This is a genomic window from Lachnoclostridium sp. MSJ-17, from assembly GCF_018918205.1.
Taxonomy (GTDB): domain Bacteria; phylum Bacillota; class Clostridia; order Oscillospirales; family Acutalibacteraceae; genus Ruminococcoides.
Genome location: NZ_JAHLQB010000075.1, coordinates 22,588 through 47,868, shown reverse-complemented (window position 1 = coordinate 47,868; position 25,281 = coordinate 22,588). Strand labels below are relative to the sequence as shown.

Here is a 25,281-nt window from a genome sequence, read left to right as displayed (position 1 = left end):
GCAAGGTCATTGTAGCCCTCTAATATCGCATTGTGGGAACAGTAAGGGCAACCGCTTCCGCTTATTACTCTGTTTTTTATTGAAGCTCGCCATTCGTGTCCGCATTTGCCATTCCACCATACTATTTTATTAGAGCCGTGCGTTACGCTGTCCGGCGTAAGAGGTAAATTGCGTTGTGACCATTCATTTATAAGTTCAGGGCAAACATCAGCTAACATTCTTTTCATACCGTATCCTCTCCTTTACCTATATTATATAAGAAACAGGAGAAAATCGTAGTTTGCGATTCGTTTCAGGGCATAAAAAACAGGCAACCACGAAAGGCTGCCTGCGTAAATTCAAAAATAGGATGTTCATAGTGAGATACGCAGTACCGCCTTATGAAACAGACTAACATTAACGACCGAAAGCATATCTTGTTTCCCGAATGATTCCCGTATATCAACATCTATTATATCCTTGTCACCCGAGGAAAAGTCATAGTGTGCTTTTCTTCCTGCCGGAGCAGACAGCCATGTTCCGCCATCGGGAGTGTATGCGCCGTGATTTATCCTAATTTTCCCTTCAAGTACTTCGACACAAAGTGTATTTATTCCTATTTCAACAGGTATTCGCAGACTGTGTTGTCCTTTCAAGGTTATAAGTTCATCAAATACAAGCTCCTTCATTGATTATCACCACCTAACAATGCTTTATGTGTTCGGTCTATCCCGATTGCTCCGAGCGGAGCTGTTATCAGTATCGCAAGCACCGCCACAGACAGTACGATCTTTCCGCAGGGCAGACCGAGTGACAGCGGCACTGAGCCGATAGCTGCCTGAACAGTCGCTTTCGGAAGATATGCGATCACACAGAACAGCCTTTCTTTCATTGTAAGTTCTGTACCGAGCATACACAGACATACGCCGGCTCCACGAAATGCAAGCGCTATGAATATCATAAGCACAGCCATACCACCTGCCGTCAGCGTATAGCGAATATCAACAGCAGCACCGACCAGCACGAACAGTATGACCTCCGCACCGATCCACAGCTTGCCGAACTTTTTCGACAGCCGAACGGAAACGCTTTTATCAGCCTTCAGTTTCACGACGCAAGCCATAGCGACCACGGCAAGCAACCCCGACACAGCTACATAGGGCTTCACAAGCGTTTCAATACCCATCAGCAGAAAAGATGTGCCGAGCAGAATAATGACCTTTGTGCTGTTCCTGATTTTATGGTTATACTGATATGCCTTTTCAAAAAGAAAGAATACCGCAAACCCTGCTGCCATACCAATCAGGACGCCAAGGACTATGGATATGGGGATATTCAGAAAATCGGTTGCTTTTGCCGAGCCGCCCTGCGCCATCGTCACGAATGTGGAAAACAGCACTATAACAAAAATGTCATCGCAGGAAGCTCCCGCGAGTATCATTTGTGGAATGCTCTTGTCCGTGCCGATTTTTTCTTCGATGAGTTTCACCATTCTCGGCACGACCACCGCAGGCGATACCGCACTCAGCACAGCACCCATGACGGCGGCTTCGATCAGATTCACTCCGAGCAGAAGCGGAGCGAACAGCACATATCCGATGATTTCACAGCAGGCAGGAACGAATGACATCATCACTGCAGGTCTGCCGACCTTTTTCAAATCGGAAAGGTTCAGCGACAATCCTGCCTTCACAAGTATGATGATGAGGGCAATCTGCCGAAGCTCCGATGAAATTCCGAGAATAGACGGATCGAGCCAATCAAGTACATAGGGACTGACTGCTATTCCGACACCGAGCATTCCTATGATTCTCGGTAAGCCTATTTTTTCAAAGATCGCAGCGGCAGACAGCCCGACAAGAAAAATGATCGCAAGTGATAACAGCATAAATATTTCCTCCATATAAAACAAAAAAGCCGACAACTATTGCGTAAAAACGCAGAAGTCATCAGCTTAAATAAGCGGTTTCGCTGGCTCGGTTCGAGCCTTGCGTGGGAGAACATCATTCCCAGCATTTAATTTACGTTATCATTTTACCATTGATAAAGGAGTAAGTCAATAGCTTTTCAATTTGTATCATAATCTTGAATGATAAAAGTTCTTCAGCTTTTCAGATATGACTACAATTACTAAGATTATCCACTACTACTCCGATTTGTCTATCAAATATACAGGCAACCTCGTCATAAGGCTGCCTGTGTGAGTCCAAAAATATGCGATTGATTCAGCTCTGCACAACTTTCTGCATCGTTTGGCGTAAATGGCGTAAATCCGAGACATCATAACTCTCAAAACCCGCATAAACACTGGGGCTTTGGGGTATTACTTATCTAAGGATTTCATTGTCGGGAACAGCAGTACGTCTCTGATCGCGGGGCTGTCGGTGAGGAGCATTGTCAGTCTGTCAATGCCGTAGCCGATGCCGCCTGTGGGAGGCATGCCGATTTCGAGGGCGTTGAGGAAGTCCTCGTCGGTGGTGTTCGCTTCTTCGTCGCCCTGAGCCAGCGCTTCCTCCTGCGCCTTGAAACGCTCGCGCTGATCGATCGGGTCGTTGAGCTCGGAATAGGCGTTCGCCATTTCCCAGCCGTTCATGAACAGTTCGAAACGCTCGACGTAGTTCGGGTCCTCGGGCTTTTTCTTTGTCAATGGTGAAATCTCGATCGGGTGGTCGATGACGAAGGTCGGCTGAATCAGGTGCTCCTCGGCGTATTCCTCGAAGAACAGGCTGAGGATATCGCCCTTCTTGTGTCTGTCCTCAAATTCAACGTGGTGTTCCTTGGCGACAGCCTTGGCTTCCTCGTCGCTGTGGATCTCGTTGAAGTCGACGTTCGCGTACTTCTTGACGGCATCGATCATCGTGATTCTCTCGAAGGGCTTGCCCAGATCCATCTCGACTCCGTTGTAGGTGATGGTCGTGGTGCCGAGCACCTCCTGTGCTACGTGGCGGTAGAGGTTCTCGGTGAGATCCATCATGCCGTTGTAGTCGGTGTATGCCTGATAGAGCTCCATCAGGGTGAATTCGGGGTTGTGACGGGTGTCAACGCCCTCGTTGCGGAAAACTCTGCCGATTTCATAAACGCGCTCGAGACCGCCGACGATGAGTCTCTTGAGGTAAAGCTCGAGCGAAATGCGCAGCTTGAACTCCTCGTCAAGAGCGTTGGAGTGGGTGAGGAAGGGTCTTGCCGCAGCGCCGCCGGCGTTGGCGACGAGCATGGGAGTTTCAACCTCAATGAAATCCTGAGAGTCGAGATAACGGCGGATAGCCGCGATGATTTTTGAACGCTTAACGAAGGTGTCCTTGACCTCGGGGTTCATAATCAGATCGACGTAGCGCTGACGGTAGCGCAGGTCGGTATTTGTCAGACCGTGGTACTTCTCGGGCAGGGGCTTGAGGGATTTTGAGAGAAGTCTGACCGCCTTGGCGTGAATCGAGATCTCGCCCATCTGTGTCTTGAAAACAAAGCCCTTGACCTCAACGATATCGCCGATATCCCATTTCTTGAGGAAGCCGTATTCCTCCTCGCCGAGGTCGTCGAACTTGGCGAAAATCTGGATTTTGCCGGTCTTGTCGTGCAGATCGAGGAACGACACCTTGCCCTTGCCGCGCTTTGACATGATCCTGCCGGCTACGCAGACGTCCTTGTTCTCGTATTCCTCAAAATTATCCTTAACGGTTTTTGTATAAACGTCGCGGTCGCTCGTTGTGATGACAAAGGGATCTCTGCCCGCGTCTCTGAGCGCCTGCAGCTTTTCGTAGCGAACCTTGATTACGTCGCTTGTGTTTGCCTGCTGTGGCTTGTTACCCATATTTCTACTTCCTTACTTAGTAATTTCGAGAATCTTGATGCCGACTATGCCGCCGGGTGTTTCTACCTCGACAACGTCGCCGACGCTCTTGTCCATCAGAGCGGCGCCGATAGGACTTTCGTCGGAGATTTTACCCTCCTTGGGGTTGGCTTCGTTTGAGCCGGAGCCGACGATTTTATACTGAACCTGTCTGCCGGTCGAGAGCATCTCGATCTTTACGACAGAGGTGAGGTGTACGCGCTCGTTCGAGGTCTCGGACTCGTCGATCAGAACGGCGGTCTTGAGGATAGCCTCGATAGTGTTGATGCGGGCTTCCATGATCGCCTGCTCATTCTTTGCGTCGTCGTATTCGCTGTTCTCGGAGAGGTCGCCGAAGGAACGCGCTACCTTGATTTTCTCAGCGATTTCCTTACGCTTTACGTTTTGTAAGAATACAAGCTCGTCTTCGAGCTTTTTCAAGCCTTCCGCGGTGAGCATTGTGGGTTTTGCTGCCATATCAATAAACTTCCTTTCAATTAATTTGGTTACACACTCACCTATTATATGCTTTTTTCGCGCGGTTGTCAAGAAGCTCTGAGAGGGAATTGACGGTTTGAGAGCCGGATTTTCCGTCAACGCCCAGCGGTACTATCGACCCGAGCTCATACTGCGCGCCGAGGGTGTAAAGCGCCGAACAGAAATACTCCTCGCTGAGCTCCTTGGGTTTGAGCGCGTCAAAGCCGTTCGGCATACGGAATCTGTATTTGTAGTAAACCTCGCCGCTTATCTGAGTTGACGGTTCTCCCGAGGTGAGTATGATAGCCTCGGGCTTGAGCTTGAGCTCAGCGTCAATACCTGCCGGGGCGAGCACAAAATCGCAGCGTTCAAGCTCGGACAGGTTTTTTGTCACGGTAACAGTCGCTCCGAGCTCTGTAAGAGCGCGCTCGCGGGCGAGAGAATATATCTCATTGTCACCCTCGATAACGACAGGGTTGACGCAGTACGAGAGCGATTGCAGCAGATAGCCTGACGCAATGCCCTTTGGGTCGTATATCCCGCACCTGAGACTTGCAGCAGATGGGCAGAGCCGCAGAATCTCAAGCGCCATGTTCGCACAGAGTCTCGATGAGAACGAGCGCGACGAAAAACGCCTGTAGCCGCTGTGCAGGGGGAAAACGAGCTTTTCTGAGCAGAGCAGCTGCGAGCGGCTCGCGCCTATCAGCCTGTCTGCGCGGTCGAGCCGGACCTCGCCGCTGTAGCTCGTGTATGTAATGTGCCGCAGGCTCACGCCCCTTGCGCGGCTTACCTGAACCTCGACTCTGTCGCGGCGCAGGCGGTCGCGCAGTCTTTTTAATCCGTCAGCCCTTTCGGGAATGTTTACACTCAGTGCTGTTAACATAAAAAACCTCCGCATATAATCTCAGTGAATTATATGCGGAGATAATGCGAATTATTTATTTTCAAACTGCGAGTGATAAAGCGTATGGTAGAAGCCGCCTTTTTTGAGCAGCTCCTCGTGATTGCCCTGCTCGATAATGTTGCCGTCCTTCATCACGAGGATAACGTCGCTCTCCTTGATAGTGGAGAGTCTGTGGGCGACAACAAAGCTCGTCCTGCCCTTCATCATCTTCGCAAACGCCTTCTGAACGCGGATCTCGGTGAGGGTATCTATCGACGAGGTCGCTTCGTCGAGAATCAGCACGCTCGGGTTTGTCAGCATCGCGCGCGCGATACAGAGCAGCTGCTTCTGTCCCTGACTGAGGTTGCCGCCGCCTTCGCTGATCTCGGTGTCATAGCCATTGGGCATTCGCTTGATGAAGCTGTGGGCGTGCGCGGATTTAGCCGCCGCGATAACCTCGTCGTCGGTGGCGTTCTCGTTGCCGTAACGGAGATTTTCCATGATCGTGCCGCAGAACAGCCAGCTGTCCTGGAGCACCATGCCGTAGCAGCGTCTGAGCGCGTCGCGGCTGAGGTCGCGGATATCCGTGCCGTCGAGCAGTATCCTGCCCTCATTGACCTCGTAAAAGCGCATCAGCAGGTTAATAAGCGTTGTTTTGCCGCAGCCCGTGGGACCGACTATAGCGACGTGGCAGCCGCTCGGAACGTCGAGCGAAAAGTGCTTTATCAGCGGCTTTTCGGGAACGTAGGAAAAGCTCACGTCCTCAATTTTTACGCTGCCTTTGCAGTTTTCAAGCGGTGTGCTGCTCTTGTCGGGAGTCTCGTCAGCCCATTCGAGAACCTCAAAGATCCTCTCTGCCGCGGCGATTCCGGTGCTGAGCTGGGTAAGAACGCCTGTGACCTCGTTGAACGGCTTGGTGTACTGGTTGGCGTAGGTGAGGAAGCACGAGAGTCCGCCGATGCTCAGTCCTCCCGTGATGACTGTGATCGCGCCGAAAACCCCGACAGCGGCGTAGACGAGCGCGTTCACAAAGCGCGTGCTCGGGTTTGCGAGCGCGCCGGCGAACTGAGCCTTGAAGCCGACTGTCTGAAGCTCGTCGTTGTATTTGTCAAAGCCCTCGAAGGCGCGGTGCTCAAATGAAAACGCCTTGACGAGCCGCTGATTGCCGACGTGCTCCTCGACGAAGGAGGATATCTCGCCCTGCAAAATCTGCTGTTCCGTGAACCGCCTGTGCGTCAGCCTGCCGATGAACGCGGCGAGGAACAGAGACATAGGCGTGAGCAGAAATACCGCGATGGCTATTCTCCAGTCGATAGCGAGCATAAAGCCGAGGGTGCCGACGATTGTGACGACTCCCGAGAACAGCTGCAAAATAAGCTGAGTCAGACCGTCGCCGACAGCGTCGACGTCGTTTATCACGCGGCTGATAAGGTCGCCGTGCGGGTTTGTGTCGATTGCGGAGAGCGGCACCGTATTGAACTTGCGGAACACGTCGCGCCTGAGGTCTCGGACAAGCCGGAAGCTGATAAGGTTAACAAGAAAATTCATCAGCCACTGACATGAGGTAACGCCGATCACCGCTGCGGCGATGTAGATAATGATTTGTGCGACAGCCTCAAAGTAAACCTGACCCTCGGCGATGATGTTATCTATAGCCCTGCCGACTAGAACGGGTATCAGAAGCGTGAGTGAGATGCTGATAACTGCGCTGAGCATGGCGAGTATCAGCAGTCCTGTGTGGCTTTTAAGCCGCGGAAGCAGCTTTTTTACAGCGGAGGATCTCATTTTGCCACCTCCGTTTCACTGAGCTGCGAAAGACAGATATCGCGGTAGACCTCGCAGTTCTCGAACAGCTCGCTGTGCGTGCCCTGACCCGCGAGCTTGCCGTCGCTGAGCACGAGGATCAGATCGGCGTTTTTGATGGTCGAGCAGCGCTGTGTGACAATGAGCACAGTCGTGTCCTTTGCGTTATCGGCGAGAGCCTTTCTCAGAGCCGCGTCGGTTGCGAAGTCAAGAGCCGAGAAGCTGTCGTCGAGGATAAGTATTTCGGGCTGCGAGACTATCGCGCGAGCGATACAGAGCCTTTGTCTCTGACCGCCGCTGAAATTCTTACCGCCCTGTTCTACGCGGCTGTCGAGTCTGCGCGGCAGTTTGTTTACGAATTCCGCAGCCTGAGCGATTTCAAGCGCGCGGTTGATCTCGCCGTCGCTTGCTTCGGGGTTGCGCCACTTCATGTTGTCGCGTATCGTGCCGCTGAACAGCACGCTCTGCTGCGGTACAATGCCGAATTGCCGCCTGAGCTGACGGAAGCAGTAGCGGCGCACATTGTAGCCGTCGACGAGGACTTCTCCCTCGTTAGCGTCGTAAAACCGCGGAATCAGTGAGATCAGGGTCGATTTGCCCGAGCCGGTACCGCCTATAATGCCGACAGTCTGACCGCGTTTTACCGTAAACGAAATGCCGCTGAGCTCGTCGTCGCCGTTGCTGCTGTAGTTGAAGCTGACGTTTTTGAATTCGATCTTCGGCGTATCCTCAGAGGGGTGGAGCGGCATATAGTCATAGTACTCCTCGCGGACGGAGGGGACAGTTTCAAAGACCTCGTTGATGCGCTTTGCGGACGCGCCGGACTTAGTCATGAGAATAACGAGATTCGCTACGACTACCATTGCGAGCAGGATCTGAGTCATGTAGCTGACGAGAGCGACGATATCTCCCGTTTTCATGCCTCCGGCGTTGACGTTTACCGCGCCGAACCAGACGATCGCAATTATCGCGCAGTCGGTAACGAGGTAGGTGACGGGGCTGAGAAGCGCTGAGAGCATGCTGACGCGTGCAGAGGTCCTTGTCAGATCCTCTGTGGCGGCGTCGATGCGCTCCTTCTCCGTGTTCTGCTTTGAGAACGCGCGGATAACGCGGTTGCCCGAGAGGTTCTCGCGCGAGATAAGACCGATTTTATCGAGCTTTTTCTGTACCGCGGCATACAGCGGTACGCTGCGGTTCATAACGAAGTACAGCGTCAGCGCGATAAGCACCGCTGCGCCGAAAAATATCCACGCGAGCTGTGCGTTAATCGAGACCGCCATAATCAGTGATCCGATGATGATGAACGGAGCGCGCGTCAGCAGACGTATGCACATAGCGATGCTCTGCTGCACCTGATTGGTGTCGTTCGTCATTCGCGTGATCAGCGACGGCGTGCCGAACCTGTCAAGCTCCGCGTGAGAGAGAGAGTTGATATGCCTGAACAGCGCGCGCCTTATCGCGGTTCCCGCGCCCTGAGACGCTTTTGAAGCGAAATACTGACAGAACAGCGCGCTTGTAAGACCCGTTGCCGCGAGCAGAACAAGGACGCCGCCCATTCTCAGCACATAATTCACGCTGTGCATCTCATTTATGCCAACGTCGATAATGTTAGCCATGACGAGCGGCACGAGCAGCTCGAGTATCGCCTCAAACAGCTTGCACAGCGGCCCGATGATTACTTCCTTTGTGTAGCCTTTTAGAAATCGCCGGAGTTTTAACATATTTTTATCCTTCTTTTTTGATGCTGCCACTATTATACACGATTCGTCCGGAATGTTCAATATAAAAAAGGCACACAGCCGAAACTGTGTGCCTGAAATATAATCATCAGATAATAATCGACTTGCCTTCCATTTCCTTCGGCTGCTCAAGATCCATGATTTTGAGCATGGTGGGAGCGATGTCAGCAAGAACGCCGCCCTCGCGGAGCTTGCAGTCATAGCCGATAACGCAGAAGGGAACAGGGTTGGTGGTGTGAGCCGTGAAGGGCTTGCCGTCCTCGTCGATCATCTTGTCGGCATTGCCGTGGTCAGCGGTGATGATTGCCGCGCCGCCCATCTCGAGAATAGCATTGACGACCTTGCCTACGCAGTCGTCGACCGCCTCAACCGCCTTGACAGCCGCGTCAAACACGCCTGTGTGACCGACCATGTCGCAGTTCGCGAAGTTGAGGATAATCATGTCGTATGTGCCGCTCTTTATCGCGGGAACGAGCTTTTCGGTGACCTCATACGCGCTCATCTCGGGCTGCAGATCGTAGGTAGCTACGGAGGGAGACTTGACAAGGATCCTGTCCTCGCCCTCGTAGACCTTTTCAACGCCGCCGTTGAAGAAGAAGGTTACATGAGCGTACTTCTCGGTCTCGGCGATACGCAGCTGCTTCATGCCGAGTGAGGAAATGTACTCGCCCATGGTATTCTTGAGAGTCTGGGGCTTGAACGCGATCTCAACGTTGGGCATCGTCGCGTCGTACTGCGTCATGCAGACGTAGTTGAGCGGGAAGAAGCCGTTTCTGCGCTCAAAGCCGCTGAAATCCGGATCGACAAAGGTGCGTGTGATTTCACGCGCTCTGTCGGGGCGGAAGTTGTAGAAGATGATGCTGTCGTTGGGCTTTACAGCCTCGCCGCCCTTGATAACGCAGGGCAGCACGAACTCGTCGGTAACGCCGTTCTCGTAGGAGTTTTTGATAGCCTGAACGGGGCAGTCCTCGTCGACGCCCTCGCGGTAAACGATAGCGGAGTACGCCTTTTCAACGCGCTCCCAGCGGTTATCTCTGTCCATAGCGTAGTATCTGCCCATGACGGTGGCGATCTTGCCTACGCCGATCTTGTCGAGCTCCTTGACACAGTCCTCCATGTAACCCGCCGCGCTTGAGGGCGGAACGTCTCTGCCGTCGAGGAAGGCGTGAATGTAAACCTTCTCGAGACCGAGCAACTTCGCGAGCTCAACTATGCCGTAGAGGTGGGTGATGTGGCTGTGAACGCCGCCGGGTGAGAGCAGACCCATAAGGTGGAGAGCGGTGCCGTTGTCGACCGCTTTTTTGATTGCGCCGACAATTGCCTCGTTGTCCTTGAGCTTGTCCTCGTTGATAGTCTTGGTGATGCGGGTCAGCTCCTGATAAACAATCCTGCCTGCGCCGATGTTGGTGTGACCGACCTCGCTGTTGCCCATCTGACCGTCGGGCAGACCTACGTCCATACCCGAAGCGCCGATCTGAGTCAGCGCGTTTTCCTTAAAGAATTTATCGATGTTCGGAGTGTTCGCGGCGAGGATCGCGTTAGCCTTTTCCTCGCCCTTTTTGCCCACGCCGAAGCCGTCGAGAATCATAAGAATCAAAGGTTTTTTCACGTTGAAAAACCCCTTTCGTGAAAAATTATTTGCTTGCAGCCTTAACGATAGCGGCGAATTTCTCCGCTACGAGTGACGCGCCGCCGATGAGACCGCCGTCTACGTTTGTCTTGGAGAGAAGCTCGTCGGCATTGCCGTCGTTCATGGAGCCGCCGTACTGGATAGTAACAGCGTCAGCCGCGTCCTGATTGTAGAGCTTTGCGAGCTGTGCTCTGATGAAGGCGCAAACCTCCTCAGCCTGATCGGAGGTAGCGGTCTTGCCGGTTCCGATAGCCCATACAGGCTCGTAAGCGATAACGACGTTCTTGAGTTCTTCCTCGGTAACGTCCCAGAGGTCGAGCTTGATCTGTCTTGCGATGACTTCCTCGGTGATGTCGCACTCGCGCTCCCAGAGAAGCTCGCCTACGCATACGATAGGCTTGAGACCTGCGGCGAGAGCAGCCTTGGTTCTCTTGTTGACGGTCTCGTCAGTCTCGCCGAAGTACTGTCTGCGCTCGGAGTGACCGAGAACAACGTACTCAACGCCGATTTCCTTGAGCATACCGGTCGAGATCTCGCCGGTGAAAGCGCCGCTTTCAGCCCAGTGGCAGTTCTCGGCGCCGATCTTTACGTTTGTGCCGGCAGTCGCCTCGATAGCAGCGGCAAGGTCAACGTAGGGAACGCAGGCGATGACCTCGCAATCAGCGTCCTTAACGAGGGGAGTGATTGCGTTAAGAAGGGCGGTAGCCTCCTTGGGGGTCTTGTTCATTTTCCAGTTGCCCGCGATAATTGCTTTTCTCTTTGCTTTATCCATGTCGATCCATTCCTTTCGTTTTTAAAATAACGGGCGCACGCGTGAGTGCGCCCGAATGATTTTTATTTGACGGAGCTTATTTGTCAGCGATAACAGCGATACCGGGAAGTGTCTTGCCTTCGAGGTACTCGAGGGAAGCGCCGCCGCCGGTGGAGATGTGGCTCATCTTGTCAGCGAAGCCGAGCTGGATAACAGCTGCAGCGGAGTCGCCGCCGCCGATGATGGTGGTAGCGTCAGTCTCAGCGAGAGCCTTCGCAACAGCGATAGTGCCCTTTGCGAGAATGGGGTTCTCAAATACGCCCATGGGTCCGTTCCAGACAACTGTCTTGGCGGACTTTACAGCGTCAGCGAAGAGAGCCTGAGTTTTTGTGCCGATATCGAGACCCTGCATGTCAGCGGGAATGCTGTCTGCGTCAACGACCTCAACGTCGATGGGAGCGTCGATGGGATTCGGGAACTCAGCCGCGATAGTGGTGTCGATGGGGAGAAGGAGCTGCTTGCCGAGCTGCTCAGCCTTGGCGATCATATCCTTGCAGTAGTCGAGCTTGCTGTCGTCAACGAGAGACTTGCCGACCTCTTTGCCCTGAGCCTTGAGGAAGGTGTAAGCCATGCCGCCGCCGATGATGAGAGTGTCGCACTTCTCGAGGAGGTTGGAGATAACGTTGAGCTTGTCCGCAACCTTGGCGCCGCCGAGGATAGCGACGAAGGGACGAACGGGAGTCTCGACAGCGTTGCCGAGGTAGTTGATCTCCTTCTGCATGAGGTAACCTACAGCGGTGTCCTTGATATGCTCGGTTACGCCCGCGGTGGAGCAGTGAGCGCGGTGAGCGGAGCCGAACGCGTCCATAACGAATACGTCGGCGAGGGAAGCGAGCTCAGTGGAGAAGGGCTCGAGGTTCTTTGTCTCTTCTTTTCTGAAACGGGTGTTCTGGAGAAGAACAACGTCGCCGTCCTTCATCTCAGCAACAGCCTTCTTTGCGTTCTCGCCTACGACTTCGTCGTCATCGGCAAAGACAACGTCCTGACCGAGAAGCTCGGAGAGACGGACTGCCGCGGGAGCGAGTGAGAACTTAGCCTCGGGACCGTTCTTGGGCTTGCCGAGGTGAGAGCAGAGGATAACCTTGCCGCCGTCGGCGATCAACTTCTTGATTGTGGGGAGAGCCGCAACGATTCTGTTATCGTTGGTGATAACGCCGTCCTTGAGGGGTACGTTGAAGTCAACGCGGACAAGAACCTTCTTGCCCTTTACATTGATATCATCAACTGATACTTTGTTAAGCTGCATAATTGTTCAATCCTTTCGGTTTTAGAGATTTGTAAAAAACTGTATTTTACATCAATCATATTATATTACATTCTAGGCTTTTTATCAATAGGTTTTGGGCGATTTGTTGAAAAATTTCGCCGCTCAGCCGAGGTTATTCAGGTCGCTCCAGCGGTGGCGGTGCAGCTCGCCCCTGTTTTTAAGCTCTGGGTAATCCCACTGCCGCAGAACCTCGTATGCGGCGATCGCGACGGAGTTCGAGAGGTTCAGACTTCTCGCCTCGTCGATCATCGGAATCCGCAGGGTCTCGTTCGGGTGCTGCATAAGAAGATGCTCGGGCAGACCTCTGGTTTCCTTGCCGAACAAAAGGTAGCAGTTGTCGGGGTATTCGACGTCGCTGTGGCGGTGAGTGCCCTTTGTCGAGAAGAAAAAGTAATTGCCGCCCTTTGTTTTTTCAAAGAAATCGTCGAGGCTCTTGTAGTAGGTGATGTCGAGCAGGTGCCAGTAGTCGAGTCCGGCGCGTTTGAGCTTTCTGTCGTCGACGCGGAAGCCGAGTGGCTCCACGAGATGTAAGGACGCGCCGGTAGCGGCGCAGGTGCGCGCTATGTTGCCTGTGTTCTGGGGGATTTCGGGTTCGACGAGCACAAGGTTGAGCTTTGCCATGTCAAAATTTTCCTTTCAAATCAATTTACCATTCATATTGTAACTCTAAACGAGAATAATATCAATATCCGGGAAAAAAAGAGGTGAGAGCAGATGAACAAAAATACGATGAACGTCGTAAAGGGCGTGGCGATAGGCATGGCGGCGGGAATGGCGGTCGGCTACGTCGGCAAAAAGGCGGCTGACGACAACCCGAAGCTCAGAAAAAAAGCCAACCGCGCCTACAAGACGTTTGAGAATATTGTCGACACCGCGCAGTATATGTTCAAGTGATAAAAAACCGGCTCGGAACCCGAAAGGTTCTGAGCCGGATCAGTGAATAATTATTTAGCTTACATATCCGAGCGGGTCGACCTGAGTGCCGTCCACGCGGATCTCGAAGTGTACATGCGGGCCCGTAGAGTTGCCGGTGGAGCCGCAGTATGCGATAGTATCGCCCTGGTCGACGTAGTCGCCGGTGGAGCAGGCTACCTCGCACGCGTGAGCGTAAACAGTCATGTAGCCGTTTCCGTGGTCGATGATCACGTAGTTGCCGTAACCGCCGCCGTCGTTGCCTGCCCAGGTGACCTTGCCGCCGTCGGCAGCCACGATAGGCTGACCGTAGTCGCTGCCGCCTGCGATATCGATGCCCTGGTGCATTCTGCCCCAGCGCCACTCAAAGAGGCTGGATACGCTGTGGGTGTGGGGGAAAGGCCAGATGAACTGTCCGGTGCCCTCGCCCGAAACGGCATTTTCCTTCTTGCCCTGCTTGCAGCCGCGGATAAGCTCCTCGGTCACAGGCTCCTTCTTGCGCTCGGTGCTGATAACGTCGGCGCTCTCAAAAGCTCCGTCGATATATACAAGGCGTACATTTATCTGTTCGGCGCCCTTTTTACCCTCGGTGACGACCTTCTCGTAATCGCTGTCCTCGTCCTCGTCGTAGGTGATGTCGGTGTCGTAGTCGATGTCGATATCGTAAGACCAGTCGGTCTCGAGTCTGACGGAGAGATGCTCCTTCGCTGTCTCCATAAGCTCGTCTGCGCTGATTACATTGCTGTTGTCGAGTCCGTGTCTTTCCACCTTGACGTCGTTTACATACTCGGTGGTAGTGGTGTCGTCATAAGCGGCGCGGTAGTCGACAAGATACTGCGCAAGCGCGTTGTCAAGCTTGTCGCCCTCGTCTGTGGTGCCGATGAGCTCGCCGTCAACATAGAGAGAGGAAAGAACGTTGTTGACGTACATATCGGGGGTGTTGAGCGAGTAGACCGCTTCGTCCGAGGTAGCCGCGGGAAGTGCCGCGGACGCCTTGGGACTCTCGTTCTTCACGGGCTTCGGCGCGTCAAGTGCGCTCGCTACGGTCACGCAGGAGAGCATGATAGCAGTCAGACAAGCCGCAACAGCGAGGATTGCCTTTTTCTTGACCGTTTTATGCGCTTTCGGCTCAGCGGGAGCGCTGTGAGCATATGTCTTGCCCGCAGCAGGCTTCTTAAAGTATTTAAGGCTCTCCATAGCGGAGCCGGAGGTCATGGGAGCGCGTCTGCTCTGGAGGTACTGCTTTTCCAGAATGCTGCTCTGCACACCGGCGGGCTTTCTGAAAGCCGTTTTCTTATTATTGGTTTTAGCAGCGCCTTTTGCCTTGATGTTCTTAGCGCAGAGTGTAGCGGCTCTCTTTACAAAGCGCGCTGACTTCTGTGCGGTAGTAAGCTTTTTGGTTTTGCGTGTAGATTTTTTCTTGGAAACCGCCTCGATCTCGCCGAAGCCGTCCAAGCCGATGAATTTCGTTTTCACAATAAATTCTCCTATCTAATTAACTGTTACAAAGCTGTAACAAACCAACAACCTTATTATAACAAAAAATTCATAAAATTCAATAAGAGAAATAAAAATCGTGATAATGTTCGGCGATATGCCAAATATTACCACGATAATTTAGTGATATAATACAATAATTCTTGAAACTAAATATACAGATAGTTATTATTCTCACGAGAATTAAACGAATAGTATTTTACAAAAATGAAAAATAAGCCTGATTTTGACGGGGAAATGCTGTCCGTCGCTTATTTTGCGTAGTCGGCTGTGCTCTTGAAGCTGATGTTGAGGTCTACGATGCCATCAATGCCGTCGACGTGACCGGATTCGGAGTACTGCCACATCGAGAACTGATAGTAAAAGTCCGGCTTGTCCGCGTACTGAACCAGCCACAGCTCATAGTCCTTAAGGCGCGAGAGGTCGTATTTGAAGTAAAATTCCCTGCTCGCCGAGTAAACCATAGGTATGTAGCCGAAGGACTTGACCTTCTCACAGAACGCGACGGCGCATTCGGTAGCCTGAGTCGAGGTGACCTTGTCAGTTCTGGCGTTGTCGTCCTTGACGATCTCCCAGTCGTAGGCGAGAGGATAGTCGAGCTGAATGTCGCCGAGTATCTCCTTTGCGTACTCCGCTTCCTCCTCAGCCTCGGCGTTTGTAGTCGCCTGTGAGTAGAAGTAAGCGCCTACCTTGATTCCTGCCGACTTTGCGCCCTGAAGGTTCTCGACAGCCTTGTCGTCGGAGTAAAGACCGCCTTCGTCTCCGTAGCCTCTGCCGCCGAGACGGATCATCGCAAAGTCGACTCCGCTCTCCTTGACCTTTGCCCAGTCTATGTCGCCGCTGAACGAGGAAATGTCAACGCCTTCGTTGGACGCGGGTTGACCGTTCTCGCTGTAGTACTTGAAGGTCGAGTCTGCTGTAAACCCGTCGGCTTTGAGTTGGTTGACGGGAACACCCTCGAGCTCGGTGATCCAGATGTCGCCGAGAGTGTTGTCGGTAATGTGGATTTTTCCACCGGTAGTCTGAACCGTCGAATCGGTGACCGGCTGTGTGGTCGCCGCCTCCTGAGTCTGCGCGTCCGATGCCGCGGGAGGATCGGAGCTGTTGTTTTTTGAGCCGCAGCCGCTCAGAACCGCGGAGGAGACCGTCAGAGCCGCAAGCGCTAAAATGATTATTTTCTTCATAATTCCATTTCCTTTTGAGATTTTTTTGATGTATTACAATACTTATTTAATAATGATAACATAAAGTAAAACATCTGTAAACAAATATTTTATTAATTTGCTATTGAAATAATTCCCGTTTTTAAGTATAATATTAAATAATGGGTTATTAACGAAAAAAAAGAGGAGGTGATTGAGTGAATGATCCGCTGCCTCGCGGTTATCAGAAAAAGAGCCGCGACAAGCTTGTAAAGGCAATTCAGGAATGTACGTCACTCAGTCAGCTCTTCGCGCTGATTCAGCTTGAGGGCATCACCCTTCAAATGCATTCGCAGCCCGGAGCGTCAAATCTCGCGCCGCGCCGCCTGACGCCGCAGGACATTATCCGCAACAACGACACTCCGCTCGAGCGTCTTAAGGCGGAGGTGCTCAAGGCGATAGGCTACAAGCCGCCGAGATGGAAGCCCGAGGATCGCTCCCGCATTCTCGCGGCGATCGACAGCACGCAGACGCTCAGCGAGCTGTTCGCGCTGATTCAGCGGGAAGGTATCCGCATTCAGATGCACTCGCAGCCCGGAGCGTCCAACCTCACCCCGAGGGTTCTCACCCAAAAGGAGATCGAGGAGCACGACACGCCGTTCGAGCGGCTGAAAGCGGAGGTCAGAAAAGCTGTCGCAGGACAGTGATTCCGGCTGAATTTGTACAAAAAGCAGTAAGATATTCAAACCAACTAAAAGAGAGGAATCTGACATGAAAAAAACACGCAAGTTCTTAGCAGTCCTTCTCAGCGCGATGATTGCCGTATCCGCGGTTTCCGCGGTCAGCTTCTCAGCCGCCGAGCAAGACCCGCAGGTTGCCGCGACCGAAGCGGTGACTCAGGAGCCCACGCAGGCGCCCACAGAGGCTCCCACAACACAGGCTCCTACCGAGGCTCCCACAACGCAGGCTCCTACACAGGCGCCCACAACCGAGCCCGCGGTACAGGTCGGCGCGGTCAAGAACGTTGAAAAGACCAGCTTTGAACCCGGTTACATCACCCTCAAGTGGGACAAGGTTGCAGGCGCGACAGGCTACAATGTCTACATCTGCAACAGAGACGACAGCACGACCTTCTCAAAGGCGGCGACCGTTACCTCGAACACAGCGACCATCAAGAACCTCAAGCACACTACACAGTACTGGTTCAGGGTTGCCGCGTACGTAACAAAGGACGGCAAAACCTACGAGGGCGAAGCGGCTCTCAAGAAAACCGCTACTCAGGCGGGCACCGTTACGGGACTCGACATGGTTCGTTCCTCGAGCGTGATTCAGTTTGACTGGAACCGCAATTCCAAGGCTACAGGCTACAAGATCTACCGCGCCTGCTCCAAGACCGACGCGGAGTATGTGCTCTACAAGACCATCACCGACAACAAGGTGACATCGTTCACCGACACCGACGTCGAGGACGGCAGAGCCTACTATTACAGTGTGCGTCCCTACAGAATCCTCTACGGCGACGCGATTTACCACGCTTACCACAAGACGATCAAGTTCATCTGCGGAATGTGCTCGCCGAGCACAAGCTCGACCAGCTTTGTATCCCGCGCGAACCTGAGCTGGAGACATAACAGATGGGCGACAGGCTACGACATCTATTACTCCACCGACCGCTACAAGAACTTTAAGTACCTCGATTCAACCACCGAGAACTTCTTCAACACCGTCCGTCTTACACCCGGCACGAAGTATTACTTCCGCATTCAGCCCTACAAGCTTAACGGCGCGAGCAGAACCAAGGTCGTCGGCACATGGGGCGTTGAGGGAAGAACAATCACCAGCGGCGCTTACGGACAGAGCGTAGGCGGAACCTACATAGAGATCAGCATCAAGCAGCAGTACATGTGGCTGTACATCGACCGCAAGCTCGTCTGCGAGACCGATGTTGTAACCGGCAACGACGACGGCTACTGCAACACTCCCACAGGCTATTTCAGCATCACCTCACGCGCGAGAAACACTTACCTCAACGGTCCCGGATACTCGTCCTTCGTTAACTACTGGATGGGCTTCTACGGCGGCTGCGGTATCCACGACGCGAGCTGGCGTTCATCCTATGGCGGAAAAATCTACAAGGGCAACGGCTCTCACGGTTGTGTAAACACCCCTTACAGCAAGGTTCAGAAGATTTACAACAACACAGGCTACGGCACACCCGTAATCGTATACGACTAATATAACAAAGGGCAGTCACTCGGCTGCCCTTGATTTTTGTCCGGATATATTCTAATAAAGAAAAATATTGCAATTTCAATAACTGTATGATATAATCATTTTGTAGAGAAATGGCGGCGGCTGTTTCAGCACCCTTTATGAGAGGGGGTGTAAAAAGATTATGGAATACATTTCAATTATTGTTGTGTTTATTTTCACATTTTTAATTGTGATTTCTATAAAGAAGTAACCGCCCTGTTCTCGCACAACAAGGCGGTTATTATAAAATAATAACTTAAACTGAATGCGAAACAGCCCATGCTGTTTCTCTACACTCTCATTATATAACAATAAAACTCCAAAGTCAATACATTATTTAAGTCTTCAGTTTTCAGTCAAGTGCATCTCACCCTGCACATCCGTATAATACTCTCCCTCGGGAATCAGATCTTTTATTAATACGATCTCATACCCCTTGTCTTTAATGCCCTCGATTATCGATGGCAGAGCGGCAGGGGTATTTTTTGCGCCGTTGTGCATGAGGACTATCGAGCCGTCGCACACCTTGTCGAGCACGGTCTTGCACATCTGCTCGGGGCTCGGGTCCTTCCAATCCAAGCTGTCAACGTCCCATTGAACACAGTACATGCCCAGACTCTTGACTGTCTTTACTACGTCGTTGTTGTAGTCGCCGTATGGCGCTCTGAACAGAGTCGGCGCGTGACCCGTGATGGCTTCGATCTTGTCGTTGCACTTCTGAATTTCGGCGGTCTCGTCGCCGATGCTCAGCTGCGGCATGTGCGGATGAGTGTCGCTGTGGTTGCCTATGTCGTGACCGCGCGAGTAGATTTCCTTAACATCGTCGGGGAAGTTGTCGACCCAGTCGCCTACGAGGAAAAACGTCGCCTTAACGCCCTCGTCGTCGAGAATATCTAGGAGCTGGTTGGTTTCCTCGTCACCCCATGCCGCGTCGAAAGAGATTGCGACCTGTTTGCTGTCGGACTTAACGCGGTAAATCGGCACCTCCTTTGGTTCTGAGGCGGTCTGCACCGCCTTTACCGTCGATGATACCGCGATAGTCGCCGCGAGAGCGCCGATTATGAAGCAAAAACCTATCGAAGCCAGACTCCGCTTCGTAAGAATAAAGCATTTCATAAAAAACTCACCTTCCGATAAATTATATGGAAGGTGAGTGTTATTTATTCTATATTATTTTTCGATTGACCAGCTTACGCCGTCCTTTGTGTCGAGGAGTACAACATGCATCTCCTTGAGCTTGTCGCGGATAGCGTCGGCGGTTGTCCAGTCCTTCGCGGCTCTCGCCTCGGCGCGCTTGGCGATAAGCGCCTCAACCTCGGCTGTCAGCTCGTCGTCCGCGCCGCTGTCCTTAGCTTCACCAGCGGTGAGCAGATCGAGAGAGAGAACCTTATCGAGCTCGCCGATAACATAACGCTTTGTCGCGCCGTTCGTGTCAGCCTTGAGCACATCGTAAAGACTTGTCAGACCAAGCGAAGTGTTGAGGTCGTTGTCGAGAGCTTCCTTAAAGGACGCGATAAGCTCCTCAGCCTTTGCATTGTCAACCTCGCCCTCGTTGGGGATTGACGCGATGCGCTTTGTAAGCTTCTCGTAGGCGACGGCGGTGTTGTCAAGGCTCTCGTAGGTGAAGGTCAGAGGCTTGCGGTAATGACTCTGTAAGCAGAACATGCGGTAAACAACGGGGTTATAGCCCTTTTCCTCGAGGAGCGAAACAGTGAGGAAATCGCCCTTTGACTTGCTCATCTTGCCGCGCGCGTCGAGCAGGTGGAGAACGTGGAACCAGTATCCGCACCACTTGTGACCGAGGAAGGACTCGGACTGCGCGATCTCATTTGTGTGATGAGGGAAGGCGTTGTCGATACCGCCGCAGTGGATGTCGAGGTACTCGCCGTTGTGCTTGTAGCTGATGCAGGAGCACTCGATGTGCCATCCGGGATAACCCAGACCCCAGGGAGACTCCCACTTGAGCTCCTGTGAATCGAACTTCGACTTTGTGAACCAGAGCACAAAGTCGGTCTTGTTTCTCTTGTTCTCGTCCTCCTCAACGCTCTCGCGAACGCCGACGGCGAGGTCGTCCTCGTTCATGTTGCCGAAAACGTAGTAGGTGCTGAGCTTTGAGGTGTCGAAATACACGTTGCCGCCCGCGATGTAGGCATAGCCCTTCTCGAGCAGGACAGAAATCATGTGAATAAACTCCTCGATGCAGTTGGTGGCAGGCTCAACCACGTCGGGACGCTTGATGTTGAGCTTCTCACAGTCGGAGAAGAACGCGTCGGTGTAGAACTTCGCGATCTCGAGAACGGTCTTGTGCTCTCTTTTCGCGCCGGCGATCATCTTGTCCTCGCCGGTGTCGGCGTCGCTTGAGAGGTGGCCGACGTCGGTGATATTCATTACGCGCTTAACGTCGTAGCCCGCGAAGCGGAGGTATTTTTCGAGCACGTCCTCCATGATGTAGGTGCGGAGGTTGCCGATGTGCGCGTAGTGGTAGACGGTGGGGCCGCAGGTGTACATATTGACCTTGTTGCCGTCGTGGGGAATGAATTCCTGCTTTGTCTGTCCGAGAGAGTTATATAAAATCATTGCTTACTCCTTGCTTTTCAATTCTTTGATTTCGTTTTGAAGTGTATCGATGCGCTGCTCGAGCCTGCACAGAGCCTGTGCGACAGGGTCTGAAATGTGTATCTGGTCGAGCGTTTCGCTGCGGACGCCGTTTAATTTGACGATTCTCGCGGGAACGCCTACAGCCGTCGCGTTCGGCGGAACCTCGCTGAGCACCACGGCACCTGCCGCGATACGCGCGTTGTCGCCTACCTTGAACGGACCGAGCACCTTCGCTCCGGAGCCGACGAGAACGTTGTTTCCGAGGGTCGGGTGACGCTTGCCGGTTTCCTTACCGGTACCGCCGAGGGTGACGTTCTGGTAAATCGTGCAGTTGTCGCCGATAACGGTGGTCTCGCCGATAACTACGCCCATTCCGTGGTCGATAAACACGCCCTTGCCGATCTGAGCGGCGGGGTGAATTTCAATTCCTGTTTTATGTCTGCTGCGCTGGGATATCCAGCGCGCGATGAAGGGATGTCCGTGCTTCAAAAACCAGTGCGCGCGCCTGTGAGAGCGGATCGCCTTGAAGCCCGAGTAAAGGAACATGACCTCCCATTTGCTGCGGGCTGCAGGGTCGCGTTCGAGCACTGCGCTGATATCCGATTTTAAGGTTTCGAACAAAAAATCACATCCTGATTATTTTTCCGAGATAAAATGTCTGTTCTGAACGAGGTAAATCACGCCCGAGATGATCGCGAAAACCGTAGATATCCAGACAAGAGCCTCGCCGCCCCAGAACAGCCACTGATTGGCTGTCGCGCAGAAATCTGCGTTTCCCGTGATGTCAGCGGGCAGAAGCATGAAGATGACCTCATAAGCCGCGCGGAAAACGAGAATAGCGATAATTGCGACCATCTGCGTGACGGTTTTGACCTTGCCCCATATATTCGCGGCGATGACCTCGCCCTTCGCGGCGGCAATCAGCCTGATCGAGGTTACGGTGAACTCGCGGAACAGAACAATAATAACCGCGACGCAGTCGCACCAGCCGAGCTGTATGAAACACAGCAGCGCCGACAGCACGAGGATTTTGTCCGCGAGAGGGTCGGCGAACTTGCCGAAGTCGGTGATAAGGTTGTGTTTTCGTGCAATTTTTCCGTCGAGCAGGTCGGTTATTGAAGCCGCGATGAAGATCAGCAGCGCGGCGATATTGTGTAGGGGAAAGGGAATAAGCAGCGCCGCGACAAATAGCGGCACGAGGATTATCCTTCCCACTGTCAGTTTATTCGGAAAATTCATAATAGTTACCTGTTCATTCAATCATAGCTCCGACAGGGTCGCAGCCGAGGTAGTCGTCGATTTTTACGCGCACGAACTCGCCCGCTTTGGGTTTTCTGTCGCCGCAGGTGAAGAATACGCAGCCGTCGACCTCGGGAGCGTCGGCATAGCTTCTGCCGAAGAAGCACTCGGCGATCCGGTCAAAGCCCTCGCAGAGCACCTCGATTTCCTTTCCGATAAGACTCTCGCAGTATTCAGCCATAACGGTCTGCTGCTGTTCCATGATGATATCCGCGCGGTTCTGCTTTGTTTCCTCGTCGAGCTGATCTGGGAAATCCGCGGCGGGTGTGTCCTCCTCCTGAGAGTAGGCAAAGCAGCCCAGACGCTCAAAGCGGATATCGTCGGCGAACTGAGCGAGCTCTTCAAACTGTTCCTTGCTCTCACCCGGGAAGCCGGTGATGAAGGTCGTGCGGATAACGACGCCCGGGATCTTCTCTCTGAGCTTTTTGAGCAGAGCGGTCAGGCTTTCACGGTCGCCGCGGCGGTTCATGCGGCGCAGAATTTCTCCGTCGCAGTGCTGCAGAGGCAAATCGATATATTTACAAATCTTATCCTCCTGCGCGATGACGTCGATAAGCTCGTCGGTCACGCGGTCGGGATAACAGTATAATACTCTGATCCAGTGAAGCTCCCTGATTTTACAGAGCTTTTTCAGCAGCTCAGGGAGCATGAGCTTGCCGTAGATGTCCTCGCCGTAGCGTGTGGTGTCCTGAGCGATTACGTTTAGCTCTTTCACGCCGTTGTTTACAAGCTGGCGGGCTTCGGAGAGGATATCCTCCATTGTGCGGCTGCGGAAGCCTCCGCGGATAAGCGGAATGGCGCAGTATGTACAGCGGTTGTCGCAGCCGTCGGATACTTTAAGGTACGCGGTGTATTTCGGAGTGGACTGAATCCTTCCGCCGCTGAGCGGAAGCTCCATTTTGTCAGGGAACAACTCGGTTTTCTTGCTGTTCAGAGCGTCGAGCACAACGTCGGCGATATTTGCGTTTGCGCCGATGCCGATAGCGGCGTCGACCTCATAGAGCTGCTTGGTGATTTCGTTCTGATATCTCTGCGCAAGGCAGCCGGTGACGATGATCGCCTTGATTTTGCCCTCGCGCTTGAGCGCGCCGAGCTCGATGATCTCGTCAATGCTCTCCTGCTTGGCGGATTCGATAAAGCCGCAGGTGTTAACGATGACCGCGTCCGCGTCGGCGGGGTCGTTCACGATCGTGAATCCGCGTTCCTTCAGATTGTAGAGAAGCATCTCGGCGTCGACCTGGTTTTTAGCGCAGCCGAGAGAAACAATGCCTGCCTTGTAATTCATATGCGTCAGTCCTTTTTGAGTGTGGAGTGTGGAGTGTTAAGAGTGGAGTTCAGGGTGGGCTCCGCCCACACCCAAATTATATGATTCTGCGGAAATCTTTAATCGCCGGACTCAAAATCATTGATTGCCGCCTTGATATCCTCCCAGCCGTAGCCGAGTCTTTGCAGGGCGGCTACGGCGCGGCGGCGGATTTTTTCGTCCGTAATATTTGGATATTTGCGGCTTATCACCGCTTGTATCTGTTCGCGCTCGTCGACCTCAATGTTTTCCAGAACCTCGTCGGCGAGTTCTCTGTCAATGCCCCGGCGGCGCAGCTCCATAGCCGCGCCGCGTCTGGACATATGTTTTGTAAAAATCAGCGTCTGCGCGTATCTTTCGGCGTAGTCGCGGTCGTTGACAAGACCGAGTTCCTCCATTCGCTCAACCGCCTTTTCCGCGGCGTTTCTGTCGCAGGTGCGGCTGATTTTGTCGCGCAGCTCCTTTTTTGAGTGACTGCGGTAGGAGATGAGCCACAGAGCCTTTTCCTTTGCGCGCCGCTCATTGCTGCTCTCGATAAGGTCGTGAAGCTCCTCGTCGTCAAGCTCCCTGCCGACGTCTATCCTGTGTTCGAGCAGGGTCTGAGTGTCGAGAGCGAGCGCGTATTCTCCGTCGATGAACACCGCGCTCAGTCCCTTGCGGCGCGGACGGATTTCGGTTATTTTCATTATTCCTCAACCATGATGTCGATGTTGACAGGCTTTGCTGACGCTGACTTCTTCGATGCGGGCTTCTGCTCGGGCTTTGCTTCCTCAGCCTTGGGAGCTTCTTCTGCCGCGGCTGCAGCTGCCGCCTTAGCCTTTGCTCTGGGCGATGTCTTGGCGTAGAGCTTGTCGATGTTCTCCCACAGCTCGGTTTCGATCTGCTTAGCGAGCTCGGGATCGGTTCTGAACAGCTCCTTGACCTTGTCGCGGCCCTGTCCGAGACGCTGCGTCTTGTAGCTGAACCACGCGCCTGCCTTCTGTACGACCTCAGCTTCAACCGCCATATCGAGCAGCTCGCCCTCTCGCGAAATGCCCTCGCCGTACATGATATCGAATTCCGCCACCTTGAACGGCGGAGCAATCTTGTTCTTTACGACCTTTGCCTTGGTGTGGTTGCCGACGATCTCGCCGTTGACCTTGATAGCCTCGCCCTTGCGGATCTCGATGCGGACGGAGCTGTAGAACTTGAGCGCGCGGCCGCCTGTTGTTACCTCGGGATTGCCGTAGACTACGCCGACCTTTTCGCGCAGCTGGTTGATGAAGATAGCCACGCAGTTGCTCTTGTTGATAGCGCCGGCGAGCTTTCTGAGCGCCTGAGACATAAGACGCGCGTGCAGACCGACGTGGCTGTCGCCCATTTCGCCCTCGATCTCAGCCTTGGGAACGAGAGCCGCTACGGAGTCGATAACGATAACGTCGATCGCGCCGCTGCGGATAAGACCTTCGGCGATTTCGAGCGCGTCCTCGCCGGTGTCGGGCTGTGAAACAAGAAGCTCGTTGATATTGACGCCCAGAGCCTCGGCGTAAACGGGGTCGAGCGCGTGCTCAACGTCGATAAACGCGACGTTGCCGCCGTTTTTCTGACCCTCGGCGATGCAGTGCAGCGAGAGGGTAGTTTTACCCGAGGATTCGGGGCCGTAGATCTCAACGATACGGCCTCTGGGAAGTCCGCCGATGCCGAGAGCGACGTCGAGGGAGAGGGAGCCTGTCGAAATGTGCTCCACGTTCATATGTGTATTTTCGCCGAGACGCATAACAGCGCCCTTGCCGAATTGCTTTTCAAGCTGCTTGATCGCGGTGTCAAGCGCGGTTTGTTTATCCATTGCCATTTTCATTTACCTCCGTGTCGTGGGTGTCAAA

Annotated in this window: 23 protein-coding genes, 1 pseudogene and 1 riboswitch; of the genes and pseudogenes, 3 read left to right on the top strand and 21 right to left on the bottom strand. The window is 53.3% G+C overall.

Going from position 1 to position 25,281, the window contains the following annotated elements; all coding sequences use genetic code 11:
- The 12 genes and pseudogenes from KQI64_RS06380 to trmL form a co-directional block, all read right to left on the bottom strand.
- A partial coding sequence (locus tag KQI64_RS06380; protein WP_216523878.1) for a zinc-ribbon domain-containing protein occupies positions 1-227 on the bottom strand: 227 nt, incomplete at its 3' end.
- A 126-nt stretch (positions 228-353) separates the two neighbouring features.
- Positions 354-668 (bottom strand): hypothetical protein, encoded by a 315-nt coding sequence (locus KQI64_RS06375; protein ID WP_216523877.1) that lies wholly within the window; start codon positions 666-668, stop codon positions 354-356.
- Entirely contained in the window at positions 665-1,867 is a 1,203-nt protein-coding gene (locus KQI64_RS06370; protein ID WP_216523876.1) for a cation:proton antiporter, read from the bottom strand. Before KQI64_RS06370 ends, KQI64_RS06375 begins: the two co-directional genes overlap by 4 nt.
- Positions 1,868-1,912: 45 nt before the next feature.
- A riboswitch (Fluoride riboswitch) is annotated at positions 1,913-1,999 on the bottom strand.
- A 312-nt stretch (positions 2,000-2,311) separates the two neighbouring features.
- Positions 2,312-3,787 (bottom strand): annotated as a pseudogene (gene lysS, locus KQI64_RS06365) (lysine--tRNA ligase); the annotation flags it as partial.
- Between the two features lie 12 nt (positions 3,788-3,799).
- The gene (greA, locus tag KQI64_RS06360) at positions 3,800-4,282 is read right to left on the bottom strand and encodes a transcription elongation factor GreA (RefSeq protein WP_216523875.1); all 483 of its coding nucleotides are present in this window, start codon (positions 4,280-4,282) and stop codon (positions 3,800-3,802) included.
- A 37-nt stretch (positions 4,283-4,319) separates the two neighbouring features.
- Entirely contained in the window at positions 4,320-5,165 is an 846-nt protein-coding gene (locus KQI64_RS06355) for a hypothetical protein (RefSeq protein WP_216523874.1), read from the bottom strand.
- A 51-nt stretch (positions 5,166-5,216) separates the two neighbouring features.
- Positions 5,217-6,950, bottom strand: coding sequence for an ABC transporter ATP-binding protein (locus tag KQI64_RS06350; RefSeq protein ID WP_216523873.1), 1,734 nt, complete (start codon positions 6,948-6,950; stop codon positions 5,217-5,219).
- Positions 6,947-8,689 (bottom strand): ABC transporter ATP-binding protein, encoded by a 1,743-nt coding sequence (locus KQI64_RS06345; protein WP_216523872.1) that lies wholly within the window; start codon positions 8,687-8,689, stop codon positions 6,947-6,949. The genes KQI64_RS06350 and KQI64_RS06345 overlap by 4 nt, the downstream gene beginning before the upstream one ends.
- Before the next feature lie 106 nt (positions 8,690-8,795).
- Positions 8,796-10,316: a 2,3-bisphosphoglycerate-independent phosphoglycerate mutase gene (gene gpmI / locus KQI64_RS06340; protein ID WP_216523871.1), complete on the bottom strand. Its 1,521-nt coding sequence runs from the start codon at positions 10,314-10,316 to the stop codon at positions 8,796-8,798.
- A 25-nt stretch (positions 10,317-10,341) separates the two neighbouring features.
- On the bottom strand, positions 10,342-11,109 hold the full coding sequence (tpiA, locus tag KQI64_RS06335) for a triose-phosphate isomerase (RefSeq protein WP_216523870.1): 768 nt from the start codon (positions 11,107-11,109) through the stop codon (positions 10,342-10,344).
- Between the two features lie 76 nt (positions 11,110-11,185).
- A complete protein-coding gene (locus KQI64_RS06330; RefSeq protein ID WP_216523869.1) occupies positions 11,186-12,394 on the bottom strand; it encodes a phosphoglycerate kinase in 1,209 nt (402 codons plus the stop codon).
- 123 nt (positions 12,395-12,517) lie between these two features.
- Entirely contained in the window at positions 12,518-13,036 is a 519-nt protein-coding gene (gene trmL, locus KQI64_RS06325; RefSeq protein ID WP_216523868.1) for a tRNA (uridine(34)/cytosine(34)/5-carboxymethylaminomethyluridine(34)-2'-O)-methyltransferase TrmL, read from the bottom strand.
- 93 nt (positions 13,037-13,129) lie between these two features.
- Between trmL and KQI64_RS06320 the strand changes: the two genes are divergently transcribed.
- On the top strand, positions 13,130-13,309 hold the full coding sequence (locus tag KQI64_RS06320) for a hypothetical protein (protein ID WP_186834257.1): 180 nt from the start codon (positions 13,130-13,132) through the stop codon (positions 13,307-13,309).
- Between the two features lie 54 nt (positions 13,310-13,363).
- Here KQI64_RS06320 and KQI64_RS10540 read toward each other — a convergent pair whose 3' ends face one another.
- The gene (locus tag KQI64_RS10540; protein ID WP_216523867.1) at positions 13,364-14,803 is read right to left on the bottom strand and encodes a peptidoglycan DD-metalloendopeptidase family protein; all 1,440 of its coding nucleotides are present in this window, start codon (positions 14,801-14,803) and stop codon (positions 13,364-13,366) included.
- 272 nt (positions 14,804-15,075) lie between these two features.
- Positions 15,076-16,008, bottom strand: a complete 933-nt coding sequence (locus KQI64_RS06310; RefSeq protein WP_216523866.1) for a GH25 family lysozyme — start codon at positions 16,006-16,008, stop codon at positions 15,076-15,078.
- A 176-nt stretch (positions 16,009-16,184) separates the two neighbouring features.
- On the opposite strand from KQI64_RS06310, the gene KQI64_RS06305 reads away from it, so the two are divergent.
- Positions 16,185-16,673: a hypothetical protein gene (locus KQI64_RS06305; protein ID WP_216523865.1), complete on the top strand. Its 489-nt coding sequence runs from the start codon at positions 16,185-16,187 to the stop codon at positions 16,671-16,673.
- A gap of 64 nt (positions 16,674-16,737) precedes the next feature.
- Positions 16,738-18,201 (top strand): L,D-transpeptidase family protein, encoded by a 1,464-nt coding sequence (locus KQI64_RS06300; RefSeq protein WP_216523864.1) that lies wholly within the window; start codon positions 16,738-16,740, stop codon positions 18,199-18,201.
- 363 nt (positions 18,202-18,564) lie between these two features.
- Here KQI64_RS06300 and KQI64_RS06295 read toward each other — a convergent pair whose 3' ends face one another.
- From KQI64_RS06295 to recA, 7 genes are all read right to left on the bottom strand, one after another.
- The gene (locus KQI64_RS06295) at positions 18,565-19,335 is read right to left on the bottom strand and encodes a polysaccharide deacetylase family protein (RefSeq protein ID WP_216523863.1); all 771 of its coding nucleotides are present in this window, start codon (positions 19,333-19,335) and stop codon (positions 18,565-18,567) included.
- A 54-nt stretch (positions 19,336-19,389) separates the two neighbouring features.
- Positions 19,390-20,796: a cysteine--tRNA ligase gene (gene cysS / locus KQI64_RS06290; protein ID WP_216523862.1), complete on the bottom strand. Its 1,407-nt coding sequence runs from the start codon at positions 20,794-20,796 to the stop codon at positions 19,390-19,392.
- 3 nt (positions 20,797-20,799) lie between these two features.
- Positions 20,800-21,438 carry a serine O-acetyltransferase gene (cysE, locus tag KQI64_RS06285; protein WP_216523861.1) on the bottom strand — a complete coding sequence of 213 codons (639 nt, stop codon included), beginning with the start codon at positions 21,436-21,438 and terminating at the stop codon, positions 20,800-20,802.
- A 15-nt stretch (positions 21,439-21,453) separates the two neighbouring features.
- Complete coding sequence (gene pgsA / locus KQI64_RS06280; RefSeq protein WP_216523880.1) at positions 21,454-22,056, bottom strand: CDP-diacylglycerol--glycerol-3-phosphate 3-phosphatidyltransferase; 603 nt, start codon at positions 22,054-22,056, stop codon at positions 21,454-21,456.
- Positions 22,057-22,069: 13 nt separating this feature from the next.
- A complete protein-coding gene (gene rimO / locus KQI64_RS06275; protein WP_216523860.1) occupies positions 22,070-23,401 on the bottom strand; it encodes a 30S ribosomal protein S12 methylthiotransferase RimO in 1,332 nt (443 codons plus the stop codon).
- A gap of 98 nt (positions 23,402-23,499) precedes the next feature.
- On the bottom strand, positions 23,500-24,105 hold the full coding sequence (locus KQI64_RS06270; protein WP_216523859.1) for a regulatory protein RecX: 606 nt from the start codon (positions 24,103-24,105) through the stop codon (positions 23,500-23,502).
- The gene (recA, locus tag KQI64_RS06265; protein WP_216523858.1) at positions 24,105-25,250 is read right to left on the bottom strand and encodes a recombinase RecA; all 1,146 of its coding nucleotides are present in this window, start codon (positions 25,248-25,250) and stop codon (positions 24,105-24,107) included. Before recA ends, KQI64_RS06270 begins: the two co-directional genes overlap by 1 nt.
- Between the last annotated feature and the right edge of the window lie 31 nt (positions 25,251-25,281).

What these genes read in the sequence shown, in the direction of transcription:
- KQI64_RS06375 (WP_216523877.1), bottom strand. Translation starts at nt 668, where the DNA reads ATGAAGGAGCTTGTATTTGATGAACTTATAACCTTGAAAGGACAACAC.
- KQI64_RS06370 (WP_216523876.1), bottom strand. Translation starts at nt 1,867, where the DNA reads ATGCTGTTATCACTTGCGATCATTTTTCTTGTCGGGCTGTCTGCCGCT.
- greA (WP_216523875.1), bottom strand. Translation starts at nt 4,282, where the DNA reads ATGGCAGCAAAACCCACAATGCTCACCGCGGAAGGCTTGAAAAAGCTC.
- KQI64_RS06355 (WP_216523874.1), bottom strand. Translation starts at nt 5,165, where the DNA reads ATGTTAACAGCACTGAGTGTAAACATTCCCGAAAGGGCTGACGGATTA.
- KQI64_RS06350 (WP_216523873.1), bottom strand. Translation starts at nt 6,950, where the DNA reads ATGAGATCCTCCGCTGTAAAAAAGCTGCTTCCGCGGCTTAAAAGCCAC.
- KQI64_RS06345 (WP_216523872.1), bottom strand. Translation starts at nt 8,689, where the DNA reads ATGTTAAAACTCCGGCGATTTCTAAAAGGCTACACAAAGGAAGTAATC.
- tpiA (WP_216523870.1), bottom strand. Translation starts at nt 11,109, where the DNA reads ATGGATAAAGCAAAGAGAAAAGCAATTATCGCGGGCAACTGGAAAATG.
- KQI64_RS06330 (WP_216523869.1), bottom strand. Translation starts at nt 12,394, where the DNA reads ATGCAGCTTAACAAAGTATCAGTTGATGATATCAATGTAAAGGGCAAG.
- trmL (WP_216523868.1), bottom strand. Translation starts at nt 13,036, where the DNA reads ATGGCAAAGCTCAACCTTGTGCTCGTCGAACCCGAAATCCCCCAGAAC.
- KQI64_RS06320 (WP_186834257.1), top strand. Translation starts at nt 13,130, where the DNA reads ATGAACAAAAATACGATGAACGTCGTAAAGGGCGTGGCGATAGGCATG.
- KQI64_RS06310 (WP_216523866.1), bottom strand. Translation starts at nt 16,008, where the DNA reads ATGAAGAAAATAATCATTTTAGCGCTTGCGGCTCTGACGGTCTCCTCC.
- KQI64_RS06300 (WP_216523864.1), top strand. Translation starts at nt 16,738, where the DNA reads ATGAAAAAAACACGCAAGTTCTTAGCAGTCCTTCTCAGCGCGATGATT.
- KQI64_RS06295 (WP_216523863.1), bottom strand. Translation starts at nt 19,335, where the DNA reads ATGAAATGCTTTATTCTTACGAAGCGGAGTCTGGCTTCGATAGGTTTT.
- cysS (WP_216523862.1), bottom strand. Translation starts at nt 20,796, where the DNA reads ATGATTTTATATAACTCTCTCGGACAGACAAAGCAGGAATTCATTCCC.
- pgsA (WP_216523880.1), bottom strand. Translation starts at nt 22,056, where the DNA reads ATGAATTTTCCGAATAAACTGACAGTGGGAAGGATAATCCTCGTGCCG.
- rimO (WP_216523860.1), bottom strand. Translation starts at nt 23,401, where the DNA reads ATGAATTACAAGGCAGGCATTGTTTCTCTCGGCTGCGCTAAAAACCAG.
- KQI64_RS06270 (WP_216523859.1), bottom strand. Translation starts at nt 24,105, where the DNA reads ATGAAAATAACCGAAATCCGTCCGCGCCGCAAGGGACTGAGCGCGGTG.
- recA (WP_216523858.1), bottom strand. Translation starts at nt 25,250, where the DNA reads ATGGCAATGGATAAACAAACCGCGCTTGACACCGCGATCAAGCAGCTT.